General features: G+C 67.1%; 16 protein-coding genes. 5 read left to right on the top strand and 11 right to left on the bottom strand.

What is annotated here, in order from left to right; translation table 11 throughout:
- Positions 1-95 precede the first annotated feature (95 nt).
- On the bottom strand, positions 96-773 hold the full coding sequence (locus AB6807_RS29850) for a nickel uptake transporter family protein (protein WP_371087392.1): 678 nt from the start codon (positions 771-773) through the stop codon (positions 96-98).
- A gap of 367 nt (positions 774-1,140) precedes the next feature.
- Here AB6807_RS29850 and AB6807_RS29845 point away from each other — a divergent pair, with 367 nt between their 5' ends.
- The gene (locus tag AB6807_RS29845) at positions 1,141-1,674 is read left to right on the top strand and encodes an RNA polymerase sigma factor (RefSeq protein ID WP_371087555.1); all 534 of its coding nucleotides are present in this window, start codon (positions 1,141-1,143) and stop codon (positions 1,672-1,674) included.
- A gap of 73 nt (positions 1,675-1,747) precedes the next feature.
- Positions 1,748-2,962, top strand: a complete 1,215-nt coding sequence (locus AB6807_RS29840; RefSeq protein ID WP_371087391.1) for a FecR domain-containing protein — start codon at positions 1,748-1,750, stop codon at positions 2,960-2,962.
- A gap of 33 nt (positions 2,963-2,995) precedes the next feature.
- Here the strand turns inward: AB6807_RS29840 and AB6807_RS29835 are convergent, their stop codons facing one another.
- From AB6807_RS29835 to AB6807_RS29825, 3 genes are read right to left on the bottom strand one after another with little or no spacing between them, the layout of a single operon-like run.
- Positions 2,996-4,438: a cytochrome c gene (locus AB6807_RS29835; RefSeq protein WP_371087390.1), complete on the bottom strand. Its 1,443-nt coding sequence runs from the start codon at positions 4,436-4,438 to the stop codon at positions 2,996-2,998.
- Positions 4,435-6,207, bottom strand: a complete 1,773-nt coding sequence (locus AB6807_RS29830) for a GMC family oxidoreductase (protein ID WP_371087389.1) — start codon at positions 6,205-6,207, stop codon at positions 4,435-4,437. Before AB6807_RS29830 ends, AB6807_RS29835 begins: the two co-directional genes overlap by 4 nt.
- A gap of 14 nt (positions 6,208-6,221) precedes the next feature.
- Positions 6,222-6,968, bottom strand: coding sequence for a gluconate 2-dehydrogenase subunit 3 family protein (locus AB6807_RS29825; RefSeq protein ID WP_371087388.1), 747 nt, complete (start codon positions 6,966-6,968; stop codon positions 6,222-6,224).
- Positions 6,969-7,154: 186 nt separating this feature from the next.
- On the opposite strand from AB6807_RS29825, the gene AB6807_RS29820 reads away from it, so the two are divergent.
- On the top strand, positions 7,155-7,736 hold the full coding sequence (locus AB6807_RS29820; protein WP_116912088.1) for a peroxidase-related enzyme: 582 nt from the start codon (positions 7,155-7,157) through the stop codon (positions 7,734-7,736).
- A 126-nt stretch (positions 7,737-7,862) separates the two neighbouring features.
- Here the strand turns inward: AB6807_RS29820 and AB6807_RS29815 are convergent, their stop codons facing one another.
- The 4 genes from AB6807_RS29815 to AB6807_RS29800 all read right to left on the bottom strand — a co-directional run bounded on the left by AB6807_RS29815 (position 7,863) and on the right by AB6807_RS29800 (position 11,010).
- The gene (locus AB6807_RS29815; protein ID WP_371087387.1) at positions 7,863-9,614 is read right to left on the bottom strand and encodes a phosphoethanolamine transferase; all 1,752 of its coding nucleotides are present in this window, start codon (positions 9,612-9,614) and stop codon (positions 7,863-7,865) included.
- Positions 9,615-9,725: 111 nt separating this feature from the next.
- On the bottom strand, positions 9,726-10,103 hold the full coding sequence (locus AB6807_RS29810; RefSeq protein WP_371087386.1) for a phosphatase PAP2 family protein: 378 nt from the start codon (positions 10,101-10,103) through the stop codon (positions 9,726-9,728).
- A gap of 6 nt (positions 10,104-10,109) precedes the next feature.
- Entirely contained in the window at positions 10,110-10,307 is a 198-nt protein-coding gene (locus AB6807_RS29805) for a hypothetical protein (RefSeq protein WP_371087385.1), read from the bottom strand.
- Positions 10,294-11,010: a phosphatase PAP2 family protein gene (locus tag AB6807_RS29800; protein ID WP_371087384.1), complete on the bottom strand. Its 717-nt coding sequence runs from the start codon at positions 11,008-11,010 to the stop codon at positions 10,294-10,296. Before AB6807_RS29800 ends, AB6807_RS29805 begins: the two co-directional genes overlap by 14 nt.
- 163 nt (positions 11,011-11,173) lie before the next feature.
- On the opposite strand from AB6807_RS29800, the gene AB6807_RS29795 reads away from it, so the two are divergent.
- On the top strand, positions 11,174-11,848 hold the full coding sequence (locus AB6807_RS29795) for a response regulator transcription factor (RefSeq protein ID WP_116912092.1): 675 nt from the start codon (positions 11,174-11,176) through the stop codon (positions 11,846-11,848).
- Positions 11,845-13,257, top strand: coding sequence for an ATP-binding protein (locus tag AB6807_RS29790; protein WP_371087383.1), 1,413 nt, complete (start codon positions 11,845-11,847; stop codon positions 13,255-13,257). Before AB6807_RS29795 ends, AB6807_RS29790 begins: the two co-directional genes overlap by 4 nt.
- Positions 13,258-13,304: 47 nt before the next feature.
- Here the strand turns inward: AB6807_RS29790 and AB6807_RS29785 are convergent, their stop codons facing one another.
- The 3 genes from AB6807_RS29785 to AB6807_RS29775 form a co-directional block, all read right to left on the bottom strand.
- A complete protein-coding gene (locus AB6807_RS29785) occupies positions 13,305-13,946 on the bottom strand; it encodes a LysE/ArgO family amino acid transporter (RefSeq protein ID WP_371087382.1) in 642 nt (213 codons plus the stop codon).
- Between the two features lie 62 nt (positions 13,947-14,008).
- Positions 14,009-14,848 (bottom strand): 2OG-Fe(II) oxygenase, encoded by an 840-nt coding sequence (locus AB6807_RS29780; protein WP_371087381.1) that lies wholly within the window; start codon positions 14,846-14,848, stop codon positions 14,009-14,011.
- Between the two features lie 371 nt (positions 14,849-15,219).
- Positions 15,220-15,624, bottom strand: a complete 405-nt coding sequence (locus AB6807_RS29775) for a hypothetical protein (RefSeq protein WP_371087380.1) — start codon at positions 15,622-15,624, stop codon at positions 15,220-15,222.
- Between the last annotated feature and the right edge of the window lie 45 nt (positions 15,625-15,669).

Raw genomic sequence — 15,669 nt, 5'->3', positions numbered from 1 at the left:
TTGTCTCTGTTCACGCTGCGGGGCACGACGCGCGTGCCCCGCAGCGCCCTCCCCTCGGCACTCTGGCCATGGGGCGAATGGCGTGCTTGCGGCGCTTACCTGGCCACGAAGCTCAGCGTGGCCGTGTAGCCCAGCTTCTGCACCTTCTGGCCCGCGATTTCGAGCTCGCCCACCGGGTCGGCGTCGTGCGCGCTCACGAGGATGTAGCGGCCCTTTTCCTTCACCGGCACGTCGATGCGGCCGGCCTTGTCGGTCTTGAAGTGCTTGCTCCACTTCTCGGGGTTGATGACGGTCACGGCCTTGTCCGCCACGGGCTGGCCGCGGAAGAACAGCGTGAAGGTGTCGCCGCCGGCCTTCACGGGCACCAGCTCGTAGTCGAGCACGGCGTGGGTGTCGGTGCGGCCCGCGCGTGCGTTGAACACGGCGGCCTTGGTGTGGCCCTCTTTGGTCTTCCAGGGCTTCCACACCTGGTCGTTGACCAGGCGCACATCGCCGGTTCCGCCCGTTGCACCCGTCGCACCTGTGTCTGCCACGGCCGCTTCGAGGTGGTCCGGCTTCACCACGAGCTTCGCGGGCTGCGCGCGGTCGGTGGTGAACACCTGCGTGGTGGCGGCGAGCTTGGCGACTTCTTCGCCGCTGTCGTGCGCGCTGTCGGCATCGCCGACGTACACGCGCACGGGGCCGCTGGCGTCGCGCTCCAGCCAGAGCTGGTGCGCCTGGGCGCCGATGGCGGCCGCCGACAAGGCGAGCGCGAGCAGGGATTGCTTGAACATGAGAGTGCTCCTTGGATACACGGTTGAAAAAACGAAGGTCTGTGGCGGCGCTGCCCGGCGAAGCTGGCTACGTGGGCGAAGCGGGCGAATAACAAAGACTCTCATTCATATAGACGCACGAGGCCGCCGGGCCCTGACGTGCCACCACCACTTTTTTTCAACTTTTTTTCCGCCGGCAAGAACGCCGACCAACGAGGGCGCGCAATGCGTCCGCGCAATGGGGCCGCAGGCCGAGGGGCCAACAGGCCCGATGCCATAATCCGCGCCCTACGCCCTCGGCCCGTTTCGCCTGTACAGATCAGCCGCCGCCACATCTGCCGCATGCCCGAGGGAGGCTTCCCCTGCCGGATGTCTTGCCTTGTCTTCCGTGGTCGCGCGCTATTACCGGGAACTGCATTCCCTCCTCACCCGCACGTTGAAGGACCGCCACGCGGCCGACGACGTCGTGCAGGAGGCGTTCACGCGCGTGCTGGCCTTGCGCCATGCCGGGCGCCCCGTGGAAAAGCTGCGCTCCGTGCTGCACCGCACCGCCTACAACCTGGTGATCGACGCGAGCCGGCGCAACAAGCTGCGCGACCACGACGACCTGGACGCGCTGCCCGAACACACGCAGCCCGCCGCCGCGCGCTCCTCGCAGCCCGAGGAGCGGCTGTGCGCGGCGCAGCGCGCGCAGGCGATGCTGGCCACCATCGAGGCGCTGCCGCCGCGTTGCCGCGAAGCCTTCGTGCTCTACAAGATCGACGGCGTCGACCAGGCCGAGATCGCGCGGCGCATGGGCATTTCCGTGAACATGGTGGAGCGCCACGTGATGCGCGGCATGGACGCCTGCCGCGCCTGCCGCGACCGGCTGGACGGTGAAGGCGAAAAAGACAGCGACAGCAGCGAAGGCCGCGTGCCATGACACGGCTTTTTTGCGCAACGGCATCAGGATGGCGGCGCCTCGTGCGTCCATACATGCAGACAGCCTTCGTGCCATGAACCGCCTTCTGCCACCTTCCCCGGACCGCCCCGACCTCGCGCCTGCGCGCGAGGACGAGCTGCGCGACGAACGCGAGCTGGCGGGGTACGAGCCCACGGGCGATGCGGTCGACGAGCAGGCCGCCGCGTGGTTGCTGCGCCGCCGGCGCGGGCTGGGCGCGCAGGCGGAGGCGCAGTTCCAGGCGTGGCTGTCCGAAAGCCCCGCGCACCATGCCGCGTTCATGCGGCACCAGGCGACATGGGCCGAGCTCGACGCGCTGCCAGCGCAAGCCGTCGAGCGGCTGCGCGACGGCTTGCCGCGCGCGCTGCCGCCAAACCCTGCGCTAACACCGCCAACACCGACAACACCGACAACAACCAAGAGGCCGACGCAACCGCAACGCCCTCGCGCCACCGCATGGCTCTCCGCGCACGCCCTGCGCGGCCTGGTGCCCCAGGCCGCGGGCGCCGCGTTCGCCGTGGTGGTGGCCGCCGGCACCTGGCTGGGCTACGACCAGTGGCAGAACCGCGCGCTGTTCAGCCAGACCTTCGTGACCGCGCGCGGCCAGTTGCTCGACGTGACGCTGCCCGACGGCAGCAACCTGCAGCTGGACACGGCCACGCGCGCCGAGGTCAGCCTCTACCGCCAGCGGCGCGAGGTGCGCCTGCCGCAGGGCCAGAGCGCCTTCCAGGTGCAGGCCGACCCGGGCAGGCCGTTCGACGTGCTGGCCGGGCCGCTGCGCATCACGGTGCTGGGCACGCGCTTCTCGGTGCGCTACACGGCTGACGCAGCCGTGCCCGGCGGTGTAAGGGTGGCGGTGGAAGAAGGCCGCGTGAAGGTGGCGCCGGCCAGCGCACCCGTCGATGCCGACGACCCGCTGGCGGGCGGCGCCGGCGTGCTGCTCACGGCCGGCCAAGCCGTGAATGCCGACAGCAGCGGCCACATCGATACGGTGTCTCAGGTGAGCACCGCGGCCTTCGCGCCGTGGCGCGACGGGCGCATCGCGTTCGACAACACGCCGTTGTCAGACGTGCTGGCCGAGTTCGAGCGCTATGGCGACACGCACCTGCGCATCGCCGACCCGGCCATCGCGCGCATGCGCATCAGCGGCAGCGTCGATGCGCGCAAGGTCGAGAACTTTGCGCTGGCCCTGCCGCGCGCGCTGCCGGTGGTGCTGCGCGACGCGGGCAACGGCGAGCGCGAGATCGTGCCCGTGCCCGTGCTGCCTTGACTTGCAAGCGGCCGCGGGCTGCCCGCGAACGCGCTACGGGTTCTTCGCCACCGGCTTGAGCGTGTCGCGCACCTTGGCCACCTGCGCTGGCGTGACCGCGTCGCCCTCGTTGCCCCAGCTGCTGCGCGCAAAGCTCAGCACGCTCGCCACGTCGGCGTCGGTCAGGCGCCAGCCGAAGTCGGGCATGGCGATGGGCGACGGCGCCTTGGCGGTGCTGGGCATGGCGGAGCCCGCGAGCACCAGGCGAATCAGCGAGGTCGGGTCTTTCGCGTTCACCACGCTGTTGCCGGCCAGCGCGGGAAAGGTCTTGTCCGCGCCCGTGCCGTCGGAGCGGTGGCAGGCGTTGCAGTTGTTCAGGTACACCATGGCGCCGCTGTTGCCTTCGACGGTGCCGTTGCGCAGGGCCAGCGCGCTCGGGTGCTGGGGGGCTGCTGCCAGCAACGACGCTTGGGTGGCTTGAGGCGTCGACGGTGACGACGCCTGTGCCCCGTCTTTCGCGCCCAGCGACTGCAGGTACACCGCCACCGCCTGCAGGTCTTGCGTGGACAGGTGCTGCGTGCTGTTCTGCACCACGTCGACCATGGCGCCGAAGGCGGCCGTGTGGCTGGTGCGGCCGCTCTGCAGGTACTGCACGATGTCTTCGGACGACCACTGCGCCATGGTCGGGCGGTCGGTATGGCGCAGCGGCTGCGCGTACCAGCCGTCGATGACCGCGCCCGACAAGTACACCTCGCCCTTGCGCTCGCTGGCCGCCTTCACGCCGCCGAGCATGCTGCGCGGGGTGTGGCAGTCGCCGCAGTGGCCCAGGCCCTGCACCAGGTAGGCGCCGCGGTTCCATTCGGCGCTGCGCGCGGCATCGCCCTGGTACACGCCCTTGTCGAGGTAGATCCAGTTCCAGCCGATCATCAGGCTGCGCATGCTGAAGGGCCATGGCAGGTCGGTGGCCGGCGGCTTCTGCGCCACGGGCTGCACGCCGTTGCGAAAGAAGGTGAACAGCGCGTGCATGTCCTCGTCGTTCACGCGGGCGAACGAGGGGTACGGCATGGCGGGGTAGAGGCGGTGGCCGTCGCGGGCGATGCCTTCGCGCAGCGCGCGGGCGAACTCGGCCTCGGTATAGGCGCCGATGCCGGCCTGCGGGTCGGGCGAGATGTTGGTGGAGACGATGGTGCCGAACGGCGTCTTCATCGGCAGCCCGCCGCCGAAGGCCGGCTTGCCCGGCGCGGTGTGGCAGCTGACGCAGTCGCCCGCGCGGGCGAGGTAGCGGCCGTGTTCGAGCACGGGGTCCGCGGAGGCGGCGGGGGCCGGCGCAGCGGCTGCCGCGGCAACGGGTGCGGACGCCGGTGCAGCCATCGATGCAGACGCGGCTGCCGCAGGCGCCTCACTCTGCTCACCGCTCTTCTGCGCCACGGCCCATGCCCCCGCGCCCAGCAACACCACGGCCGCGGCGATGCCGCCGTACACACGACGCGCGCTCATGCCAGCGCTCCCGGGTTCTTCAGGTACTGCTCGCGAATGGCCTTGGCCGACCAGTACGCCAGCGCGCCCACCATGCCGGTCGGGTTGTAGCCGAAGTTCTGCGGGAAGGCGCTCGCACCCATCACGAACACATTGGGGACGTCCCACACCTGCAGGAAGCGGTTCACCGCGCTGGTGCTCGGGTCGGTGCCCATTGGCGCGCCGCCGGTGTTGTGGGTCGACTGGTAGAAGCGCACGTCGTAGTGGGCGTCGGGCTTCTGGAAGTTCATCTTCATCTGCTTCGGCCCCATGGCCTTGGCGATCTGCTCGACCTTGGTGCCGATGAACTGCGTCATCGCGAGGTCGTTGGCCTTCCAGTCGAAGGTCATGCGCAGCAGCGGCTGGCCGTGCACGTCCTTGTAGGTCGGGTCCAGGTCGAGATAGTTGTCGCGGTAGGCCATCACCGAGCCCTGGCTGCCCACGCTGGCCATGTACAGGTAGTTGTCCTTCACGGCCTTCTTCCAGTCTGCGCCCCATGCGGGCGCGCCGGGCGGCAGGCTCATCTGCTGGATGGGGCGCCCGCCGGTGTTGATGCTGTTGATGGTGGCCCCGCCGATGAAGCCCAGCGGCCCGTGGTCGAAGTTGTCGCCGTCGAAGTCGTCGATCACGGTGCCGCTGGCGCCCGCGCCCACGAAGGGGTTCATCGGCTGTTCCTTGTCGAAGAACAGGCTCGCGCCGCCGTTGAGCTGGTAGGCGTAGTTGCGGCCCACCACGCCTTCGCCGGTGGCGGGGTCGTAGCGCTTGCCGATGTTCGACAGCATGAGCAGGCGCACGTTGTGGAACTGGTAGGCGCACAGCACCACCAGGTCGGCGGGCTGCTCGACCTCGTTGCCTTCGGCGTCCACATAGGTCACGCCGGTGGCGCGCTTGCCGTCGGGCGACATGTTCACGCGCAGCACGTGCGAGCGGGTTCGCAGCTCGAAGTTGGGCCGCTTCATCAGCACCGGCAGCAGCGTGGTCTGCGGCGAGGCCTTGGAGTACATGTAGCAGCCGTAGCGCTCGCAGAAGCCGCAGAAATTGCACGGCCCCAGCTGCGCGCCGTGCGGGTTGGTGTACGCGCGAGAGGCATTGGCCGCGGCCTGCGGGAACGGGTGGTAGCCGAGCTCGCGCGCGGCCTTCTCGAACAGCCTGGCGCTGTTGACCGAAGCCAGCGGCGGCAGCGGAAACTCGTTGGCGCGCGCGCCTTCGAAGGGGTTGCCGCCCGCCTGGATCTTGCCGCCGATGTTGCCGGCCTTGCCCGAGGTGCCGCAGATTTTCTCGAACTGGTCGAAGTGCGGTTCCAGCTCTTCGTAGCTCACGCCGAAGTCCTGGATGGTCATGCCTTCGGGGATGAACTTCTTGCCGTAGCGCTCTTCGTAGGTGCTGCGAATGCGCAGGTCGCTGGGCAGCGGGCGCCAGTGGTGGCCGTTCCAGTGCACGCCCGCGCCGCCCACGCCATCGCCTGGCAGGAACGAGGCGAGCTGCCGGTAGGGCACGGCAATCTCGGCCGGCGTGTGGCGGATGGTGACGGTCTCGCGCGAGAGGTTCTGGAAGAGCTTGCCGCGGATGCCGTAGCTCAGCTCGTCGGTGATGCGCGGGTAGGCGAAGTCGGGCTGGGTGTCGCGGTTTTCGCCGCGCTCCAGCGCCAGCACTTTCAGGCCTGCGGCGGTGAGCTCCATGCCCATGATGGCGCCGGTCCAGCCGAAGCCGACCAGCACGGCGTCGACGCCGGGTTTCTTGATGTTTGCCATGGTGGTGCGCCCCTTCAGCCCTGCGGGCCGGCGATGCTCACAGGCGGCAGGTTGTACTTGACGCCCGGGCGGTCGACCCAGTCGGCGTAGTCGGCGCGCGCGCCGGGAAAACCGATCATCTTCCAGGCCGCGGCGTTCTTGTTGCCGCCGTGGATGGGGTCGCTGAAATAGCCCTCCTTGGTGTTCTGCAGCAGAAAGCCGAAGAAGTCCGTCGCGCCCACGCCGTCGAGCTTGACGCTGCCGGCCTCCAGGCCCTTGAGCACCTCGTCTTGCTGCGCCGCACCGAGCTGCGCGAAGGGCTTGTCCGCGAACTGCTTGCGGCAGTAGGCGTCGGTGGCGGCGATGCCGGCGCGGTACACCTCGCGCGGCGGCATCTTCTTCTGGTAGCCGAACAGCGGCGACACCTCGACGAAGGGGCCCTGCATGTACCAGGTGGCCGCATGGCCGAAGGCGCCTTCCATCTGCCGGTCGATGAACTCGGGCACGCCTGCCTCGATGGCGCCGGGGCCGGCGTCGTCGGAGGGAATGAGCCGGGCGACGGCGGCCTGCACGAACTTCCATTCGTCGGCGTTGAAGTAGACCGGGGTGTAAGGGGCGGGGGGAGCGCTTGATGCGGCGGGCGCGGCAGCGGGTGCGGGTGTGGTGGCCTGGGCCAGCGCGGCCCCGGTGACGCCACCGGCGCCGAAGGCCGTGGCGGCCGGCACGATGGCGATGGACCGGCGCAGGAAGCCCCGCCGGTCGGAATGCGACACGTCTTTCATCGCGTTATGTGCGGCTTTGCGCCGCGTGTTGTTGTGCGAACCTTCATCATCGCGACACCGTGCGCAACATCTTGTAGGAAAGTGTCCTGCCTATCATGGAAGCCGCAATGCGCCTTTCAAGTGGCTTTCAAGTGGCTTTCAAGCGGCTTGTAAAACGCTTTCGAACACACAACCGAAGGAGACGACATGACCGCCACCCGCTACCCGCTCGCCGAACTGAAAGACCTGCCCGAGGACATTCGCACCGCCATCCTCGCGGTGCAGGAGAAGGCCGGCTTCGTGCCCAACGTGTTCCTGGGCCTGGCACGCCGCCCGGCCGAGTGGCGCGCCTTCTTCGCGTACCACGACGCGCTGATGCTCAAGGAAGAAGGCTCGCTCACCAAGGGCGACCGCGAGATGATCGTCACCACCACCAGCGCGGCCAACCAGTGCCTGTACTGCGTGGTGGCGCACGGTGCGCTGCTGCGCATCTACGAGAAGAAGCCGCTGGTGGCCGACCAGGTGGCGGTGAACTACCGCAAGGCCGACATCACGCCGCGCCAGCGCGCGATGCTCGACTTTGCAATGAAGGTCTGCGACCGCTCGCACGAGATCGACGACAGCGACTTTCCGCCGCTGCACGCGCACGGCTTCGACGACGAAGACATCTGGGACATCGCGGCCATCACCGCGTTCTTCGGGCTGAGCAACCGGCTGGCCAGCTTCAGCGGCATGCAGCCGAACAACGAGTTCTTCCTGATGGGGCGGGTGCCGCGCGAGAAGAAGTGAACGAGCCTTGGTGAGCCGCGCAGTTCGTTGCGCGGCACGCTGCCGGTTCGCGTTCGATCAACCACCACCGTTGATCGCACCCTGAACAAAGGCCCGACGCTCAGCCCCTGCGCTCAGCCCCGACGCTCAACCCTTGGCGCGGCACGAAGCCAACGCATCGAGCGCCGGCTTGTAGGTGGGCGTGGTGACGTCCATCACGCCGAGCACCGTGTGGTACAGGTTGTCGTGCGTCAGCGGCGCGTCGAGCCCCGCTTCCATGCACGAGCGCGACAGCTTGCGCCGCTCGGTCATGCCTTCGCTGAACCACGTGACCATGGGCACGTGCTTCTGCGCCTCGGGCGCGAAGCTGTAGGGCACGCCGTGCAGGAACAGGCCGTACTCGCCGAGCGACTCGCCGTGGTCGCTCACGTAGAGCATCGCGGGGTCGTAGGTCTTCGACTGGGCCTTGAGCCAGTCGATGGTCTCGCCCAGGAAGCGGTCGGTCTGCGCGATGGAGTTGTCGTACACGTTCATCAACTCGTTGTGGCCGCACTCGGCCAGCGCGTTGGTCTTGCACTCGGGCTGGAAGCGCTTCACGTCGGGGGCGGAACGCTTGTAGTAGGCCGGGCCGTGGCTGCCCATCTGGTGCATGACCAGCACGATGCCCTTGGCGCGGCGCTCGGCCGGCAGCGCGGCGATGCGCTCGTCCAGGTTCTTCAGCATCACGTCGTCCAGGCACTCGTCGCCGTCGCACAGCGCCTTCTTGGTGGCGGCGTCGAGGCCGTCGAAGGCCGAGGCATTGGGCACGCGCACGCACACGCCCTTGCAACCGGCCTGGTTGTCGAGCCAGAACACGGCCAGCCCGGAGGCCTGAAGCACGTCCATGAGCGACTCGTAGTCGTCCTTGCGGGATTCGTAGCCCTGCTTGCCCAGCGGCGAGAACATGCACGGCACCGAGGCCAGCGTGTTGGTGCCGCAGGAGTGCACGTCGCGGTAGCTCAGCACGCCGCGCTTGGCGAGCTCGGGCGTGGTGTCGCGGGCGTAGCCGTTCAGCGCGAAGTGGTCGGCGCGCGCCGTCTCGCCCACCACCACCACGAACAGCGGCGGCTTGGTCTGCGACGCGTAGCTCGCGCCCAGCGCGGTGCCGGCGGTGATGGGAATGAGCTTGCCGCTGCGCTTGAACATCGGCTTGATCAACAGCGACCCCGTGGAGTACAGCGTGGCGATCGGGTTCATCATGTAGCGCAGGTGCACGTTGTTGCGCATCAGCGGTGCCAGCTCGCGGTTCATGGACACGGCCGCGGCCAGCGCCACCACCACGGCCAGCACCAGCAGCGCGACGTTGCGCCACAGCTTCGACAGGAAGCGCATCGGCACGATGCGCACGCGCCACAGCGCCCAGCCCGCGGGCAGCGCGACGACCAGCACGTTGAAGGCCATGCGCCAGCTGAGCAGGTCGCGCGCTTCATTCGGGTCGGTCTGCATCGCGTTGGCGATCATGGTCGGGTCCATGACGACGCGGTACTCGAGCATGTAGTGCTGCACCACGGCCGCGAGTACCACCACGGCGAACCACAGCGGCTTCATCCAGCGCGACCAGGCGGTGAACGACAGCATGGCCACGGTGCCGCACAGCGTGAGCAGGCTCATGACGGCGACGGTCGGCAGGTAGGTGCTGGGGGCGCCGCCGATGCGGGCCAGGTCGTTCCACAGCGGCCAGTTGGTGGTCAGCACCAGGTACAGGCCGAGCCACAGCACGACCGAGGCGGCGGAGCGCGGTTGCGCCAGCCACAGGTTGAAACGGGTCCAGGGGTTTGCGTCCACCGGCGGAAGCTCGGCCGGAGACTCAGGGACACCCGCACGCTGCAATGGCGTGGAGGCGGTTCGCGAAACAGACATGTGACGAATGTAAATCGGCCGCCTGAAGGGAGGCTGAACTGATTCGTTCAGTCTCCGTTCAGTCTTGGTCCGACCTCCGGTTCAGCCCCCGGCTCGGACCCTGGTTCGGTGTCAGGCCAGGCCGGCCTTGCGCAGGCGTGCCCGGCGACGCGCCGCCACGGACACCCCGGTGGCGGCCCGGCCCACCGGCCGGCTCAAGCCCCGCTCGACCATGATCGACACCAGCGCGCCCAGCATGACGGCGGCCGCGATGTCGGAGGGAAAATGCAAACCCAGGTACACACGGCTCCAGGCCACCACGGCGGCCACCACCAATGCCGCATACATCGGCAAGCGCGAGGGCAGGCTCCACAGCGAGAAGGCCACGGCGAAGGTGCCGGCCGCATGCATGCTAGGAAAGCCCGGCCGCGCGCCCTGCGGCACCCACTGGATGCCCAGGCCGTAGAACGCCGGCCGCGGAATGGGCGCGACCGCGCGAATCAGGTTCACGAGCAGCTACGCCGCCAGCAGGCTCACCAGCGCGGTGAACAGGGCGTAGCGCCAGCGCCGGCTGGCCAGCGCGCACGCCCCTATGGCGAGCAGCAGCAGCGCAGGCAGCAGGTTCGAGGCGAATTCGGCGAACTGCAAGGTCCACGGCGGCACCGAGGCGCTCGCGTTGACCAGCCCGAACAGCGCGACGTCAAGACCCTGCATGGGCGGGCACGGCCTGTTCCGGCGCCGGCGCGAGAACGCGCGGGCTGCGGCGCGTGAGCGCCAGCTCGATGGCGAAGCCGACCGTCCAGCAGACCCAGGCCGTCCACAGCGTGTGGCTCATGTAGTGCGCGCCGCGCAGTTGCTGCGCCACGCCCAGTACCAACCCGGCCACCACCGCCACGCCCAGCCAGATGGCCGCGACGCGGGGCGACACCCGGCGCAGCACGAAGTACCCGCCCACGTAGGCGAAGGCCGCCGAGGCATGGCCGGCCGGGAAGCAGCCGCCGGGGCCGCCGTCGTTGACGCCCCACGACCAGTGCGACACGTAGCGCGCCACGCCGCCGAACTCCTGCAGGTCCCAGGGGCAGCTGGTCTGGCTCAGGTTCTTGAGAATGCTGACGGCGATGACCGAGGCCAGCACCGTCACGGCCAGCTGGGCCCGCTCGGGGGTGCCCAGGCGGCGCAGGAAGGCGAAGGGCCAGCGGATGGCGGCGAACAGGCCGATCACCAGCACCCAGCTCAGGTCGCGCGCGCCTTCATGCATGACGTGCACCATGAAGGGGTTCGAACGCAAGGGAAAACCCATGGCCGAGCCCGCCATGCGTGCCAGCAACAGGTCTCCGCCGGTCGCGTCCCATGCCATTACCGCGGCAAGCGCTACGAGGGTCAGTACCCCCAGGCGAAAATTCGGGAAACGTGTCATGAACGAAGGCAGGACGGGAAAACAGCCGCGAGCCTACGTTCGCGGCATGAACCCAGCCTGAAGCCACATGAACCGAAGCTGACTGGCGTCGGTGCCCGGTGGGCTGGCGGCGCCACTGCAACCGCGTGGCGCTAGACTCGTTTTTTTGCGTAAAGGACATGGCGTGCGCATATTGCTCGTCGAAGATGACATTGCTCTTGCGGATGCCGTCTGCAGCTACCTGCTGGCCAAGGCCTTCGTGGTCGATGTCGCGCCCAGCCTCGCCGACGCGCGCGGCGCCCTGCTGTCGGTGCAGTACGCGGCCGTGCTGCTCGACCTGCACCTCGGCGACGGCGACGGCCTGTCGCTGCTGCCGCAGGTGCGCGCCCTGCCCGAGCGCCCCATCGTCATCGTGCTCACCGCGCGCGACCAGGTCACCGACCGCATCCGCGGGCTGGACGCCGGCGCGGACGACTACCTGACCAAGCCCTACGACCCGGCCGAGCTGCTCGCGCGCCTGCGCGCCGTGGAGCGCCGGCGCAGCGCCCACAGCTCGCCGGTGCTGAAGCTGGGCACGCTCGAGATCGACCTGGCCCACGACATGGTGCGCAAGGACGGCGCGCCCATCACGCTCACCCAGAAGGAATGGGCGCTGCTGCGCGTGATGGCCACGCGGCCCGAGCGCATCCACACGCGCGAGAACCTGGCCGACGCGCTCTACGGCTTCGGCGACGAGGCCGACAGCAACACGCTGGAGGTGTTCATCAGCCGCCTGCGGCGCAAGCTCGGGCGCAGCCACATCCAGACGCTGCGCGGCCTGGGCTACCGGCTGTCGACCTCCGCGGACGACGACGAATGAGCATCCGCTTGCCCGCGGGCGGGCGCGACTCGCTCGCCGGCCGCCTGACCCGCACGCTGATCCTGTGGGTCGGCGGCGTGTGGCTGCTGTGCGTGTTCGCGGTGGTGTGGTACGTCGACCGCGAGATCAACCACAACTTCGACAACGAGCTGGTCGAGGTGTCGCACCGCATGTTCGACATGGCCGTGCAGGAGCTCGACAAGCTGCAGCATGTGAGCGGCACCGGAAGTGGTTCGGGCAATGGCTCGAGCAACGGCACGGGCAACGGCACCGCCCCCGCCGCGCCCACCGAACCGCTGGTCGCGCCCAAGCAGCTGTTCTCCGAGGACGCGGTGATCTACCAGATCGTCGACCTGCACGAGCACGTGCTGCTGCGCTCGGCCGAGACACCGGCCGACACCTTCGACGTGCCGCTGGCCGCCGGCTTCGCCAACAACCCGACCTGGCGCATCTACACCGTGCGCCACCCGACGCTGGGCCTGTACTTCCAGGTGGCCGACCCGCTCGACGAGCGGCGCCGTGCGCTGAACCGCACGCTGTTCGGCCTGATCATTCCGCTGGGCGCCGTGCTGCCGCTGCTGGCGCTGGTGCTGCGCAACGTGGCGCGCACCGAGCTGCGCGTGCTGCAGCAGATGTCCGGCGAGATCGAGAAGCGCAGCGGCGCCGACCTGAGCCCCATTGCCCTGCCCGGCCTGCCGCGCGAGCTGCGCACCGTGGGCGACCACGTCAACCGGCTGCTGGAGCGGCTGTCGCAGTCGCTCGACGTGGAGCGCGCGCTGGCCGCCAACGCCGCGCACGAGCTGCGCACCCCGCTGGCCGCGGCGCGCCTGCGGCTGCAGACCGCGCTGGAACACGACCTGCGCCGCAACGACGTGCAGGCCGCGCTCGACGCCCTGCAGATGCTGAGCCACCGCGCCGAAAAGCTGCTGCAGCTGTCGCGCGCGGAGTCGGGTGCGTCGCTGGCGCGCGCGCGCATCGATCTGGTGCAGCTCGTGGGCACCGTGGCGCAGGAGTTCTGGCAAGACCCGCTCGTCAGCGAACGCCTGGCGCTCAAGGTGCCCGACAGCGCCGCGCCCATGGCGCGCGGCGACGTCGACGCGCTGGCCATCGCCCTGCGCAACCTGGTGGAGAACGCCTTGCGCTACGGCGGCGGCGGTCGCGTGGTGATGGAGGTGATGGCGCCCTGCACACTGGCCGTGCGCGACTTCGGCGCTGGCGTGAACGAAGCGCAACTGCGCACGCTGCAACAGCGCCACGTGCGCCACAGCTCGGACCGTGCGGGCTACGGGCTGGGGCTGTCGATCGTGGGGACCATCGTGGAGAAGCACGACGCGAAGCTGGTGCTGTCGTCGCCGCCGGTGGGGGCGGCGCATGGGTTCGAGGCGCGGATCGTGTTGCAGCCGGCCTGAGCTTCGGGCCGGTACCTTCTGCACAGCACGGTCTGCGGCCACCGCCGCTACACCGTCTGCCACGGATAGTCGGACAGGAGCTTCGCCGCCAGCACCATCATCGACAAGGCGACGGCCAGATCGAGCAGCTGCCATGCACGCCGCGCGCGAAGCAGCGACGCGGCCAGGCGGGAGCCCACCGTCAGGAAAACAAACCAGATGAAGGACGCAGACATTGCGCCGGCAGCAAACGCAAGCTTGGCTTCGCCTGCCTTGGTGGCGCTGACCGCGCCGATCACAAGCACCGTGTCGAGCCAGGCGTAAGGCGTCAGCAGTGAGTGGAAAAGCGCCATCCTGACCACGCTGGCGCCTGCCCCCGCGCCCTGCACGGTGTCGCCGGACGCTGCGGCGCCATCGAACGCGGTCACCGGCCTGAAGGCTGCCGCGAGCGCCTGCAGGCCGAAGTAGATGAGGTAGCCGATGCTGAAAACCATCGCCGACACCATCGCCCAACGGCTGGAAGCGACCAGCACGCCAAGGCCGGCGACACCCACGGCGATCAACAGCGCATCTGAAAGCGCACAGATGGCGACGAGCATGAGGACGCTGGATCCGCGGATGCTGCTTCTGATGACGAAGGCGTCTTTAGGCCCGATGGCGATCAAGAGCCCTGCGCCGAGCAGGAGCCCCTCCAGAAATGAGCCGTTCACGTCAGTCCCTTTTTTGTTTCGAGACGACGACACACAATTCGTCGCCTTTATAAAAAGGCACATCAGATCAGCGTCGAGTTTCCGAATGCCCGATGACTCTCATCAGCCAATTTTGAAATATCGATTTCATTTCGCGAGAAAAACGTTGTGTACGATTGAGAAAGATCTGGAATCGCAAAATAAACAATTGACTTTCTCATCATGCGTACAAATGGATTTCTCACAGCATGGTACATCGGAGGAATTTTTTCCTCTGAGATCGCCGTCAGAAGAGACCCTGTGATTGCGAGCAATTCATCATCTCGGAGAAACACAGAAACCTCAGGATTTTTTGGGCCGGCAGGAAAAATGACGAGTCCATCGCGGGTCGGCTTAATCAATGTAATCAGATGCCCGTCTTCATGGCAATCCTGCAAATAGTTTCGCTCGTCTTCCCGGTACTTATTTGCATAGACGCACACCTGCAGGTATGAATTCTCGCGAACCCTTACTTCATCGGCCCCGTTGAAAAAATTCCATATGCCCGAAATCAGTTGCTGTGCCATCGCATGCATTTCTTTTTCGCATGCCACGATGGCCGTATACAAATTCTCATTTGTAAATTCGTGACCCCGGTGGACATGCCTGTTTTTATACCAGTAGCAAAATCGATCGCACAAATCCAGATTGGTGGTGTATTTCGCATGCTCACCACCCATAGGCAGAAATCCGTCTGTCTCATTTGGAAAGGAGAAACTTCTTTTCAACTCGGATGACACTGCATCTATGCCATCAAGCGCAGTCCAGATAGCTGTCTGCGCAGACTTCGGAATTTTAGTTACTGCATACCCCTTCATGACAATCGAAGAAATCGAGTCCCGAAGCGATGCACCTACATCGTTAGTAGTACTGAGGTTTTTCATTTTTTGCTCCCTTTTTATTCCGGGAAAAACTCCCGGCCACAGATTTGATCACCAACAATCGAAGGCGCGGCGGTAAATTATTGCCAGGAAACAATTGAGGAGATGTGTCTCCACATCAACTCACACTTCATCAGGTGTGACGCAAAAATGTAATTTCAGGGAAATACAAATGCACATTTTTTGAAACGCTCTGTGCGAAGTACTGCGCTTCGGCGACGACTGCTAAGGCCAAACGTCCAGTCCCGTCTGAATTAGCGCAGACGTACTCACCACGGTGCTGTGCCGACATCGCAAGACATCCAAGCCAACGTGTGCAATTTTGGAGTGCCATAAACGACACATTGACAGGGCACGGCACTGCGGCCTCACCCTCAGCGCCCCGCGCGTTCCTTCCGCGGCTCGTACCCGTATGAGTTGTCGAACCCGAACTGCCCGGCCGCGTCCATCGCCGCCATCTTCTTCACCAGGTGCTGCTGCACCGGCTTCGGCAACGCGAAGTAGTTGCTGTTGGCCGTGGTCTTGCGCTCGCCGTCGAAGTGGCCGGTGACCGCGTGGATGGTGGCCTTGTTGCCCTTGTGGAAGGTCACCAGCTTGATGCGGCCCACGAAGTCGTCGTCGTCGATGTGCTCGGCGTCCTTCTGGTTGAAGAAGCGGTACACGAGCACCGGGTCGACCAGGCCGTCGCCGTCGATGTCCGCCAGCTCGATGAGCTTCGAGCGAAAGTTGACACCCGCCTCGTCCTTGCCCGCGAAGTCGCGGATCGACCACTCTTGCACAAGCGTGTTGTCGGAAGGGTTGCCAGTGCCACGAATGTCGCGAGC

The sequence above is a fragment of the Variovorax sp. RCC_210 genome (assembly GCF_041355175.1).
GTDB lineage: Bacteria > Pseudomonadota > Gammaproteobacteria > Burkholderiales > Burkholderiaceae_C > Variovorax.
This window is presented reverse-complemented; position numbering and strand designations above follow the sequence as displayed.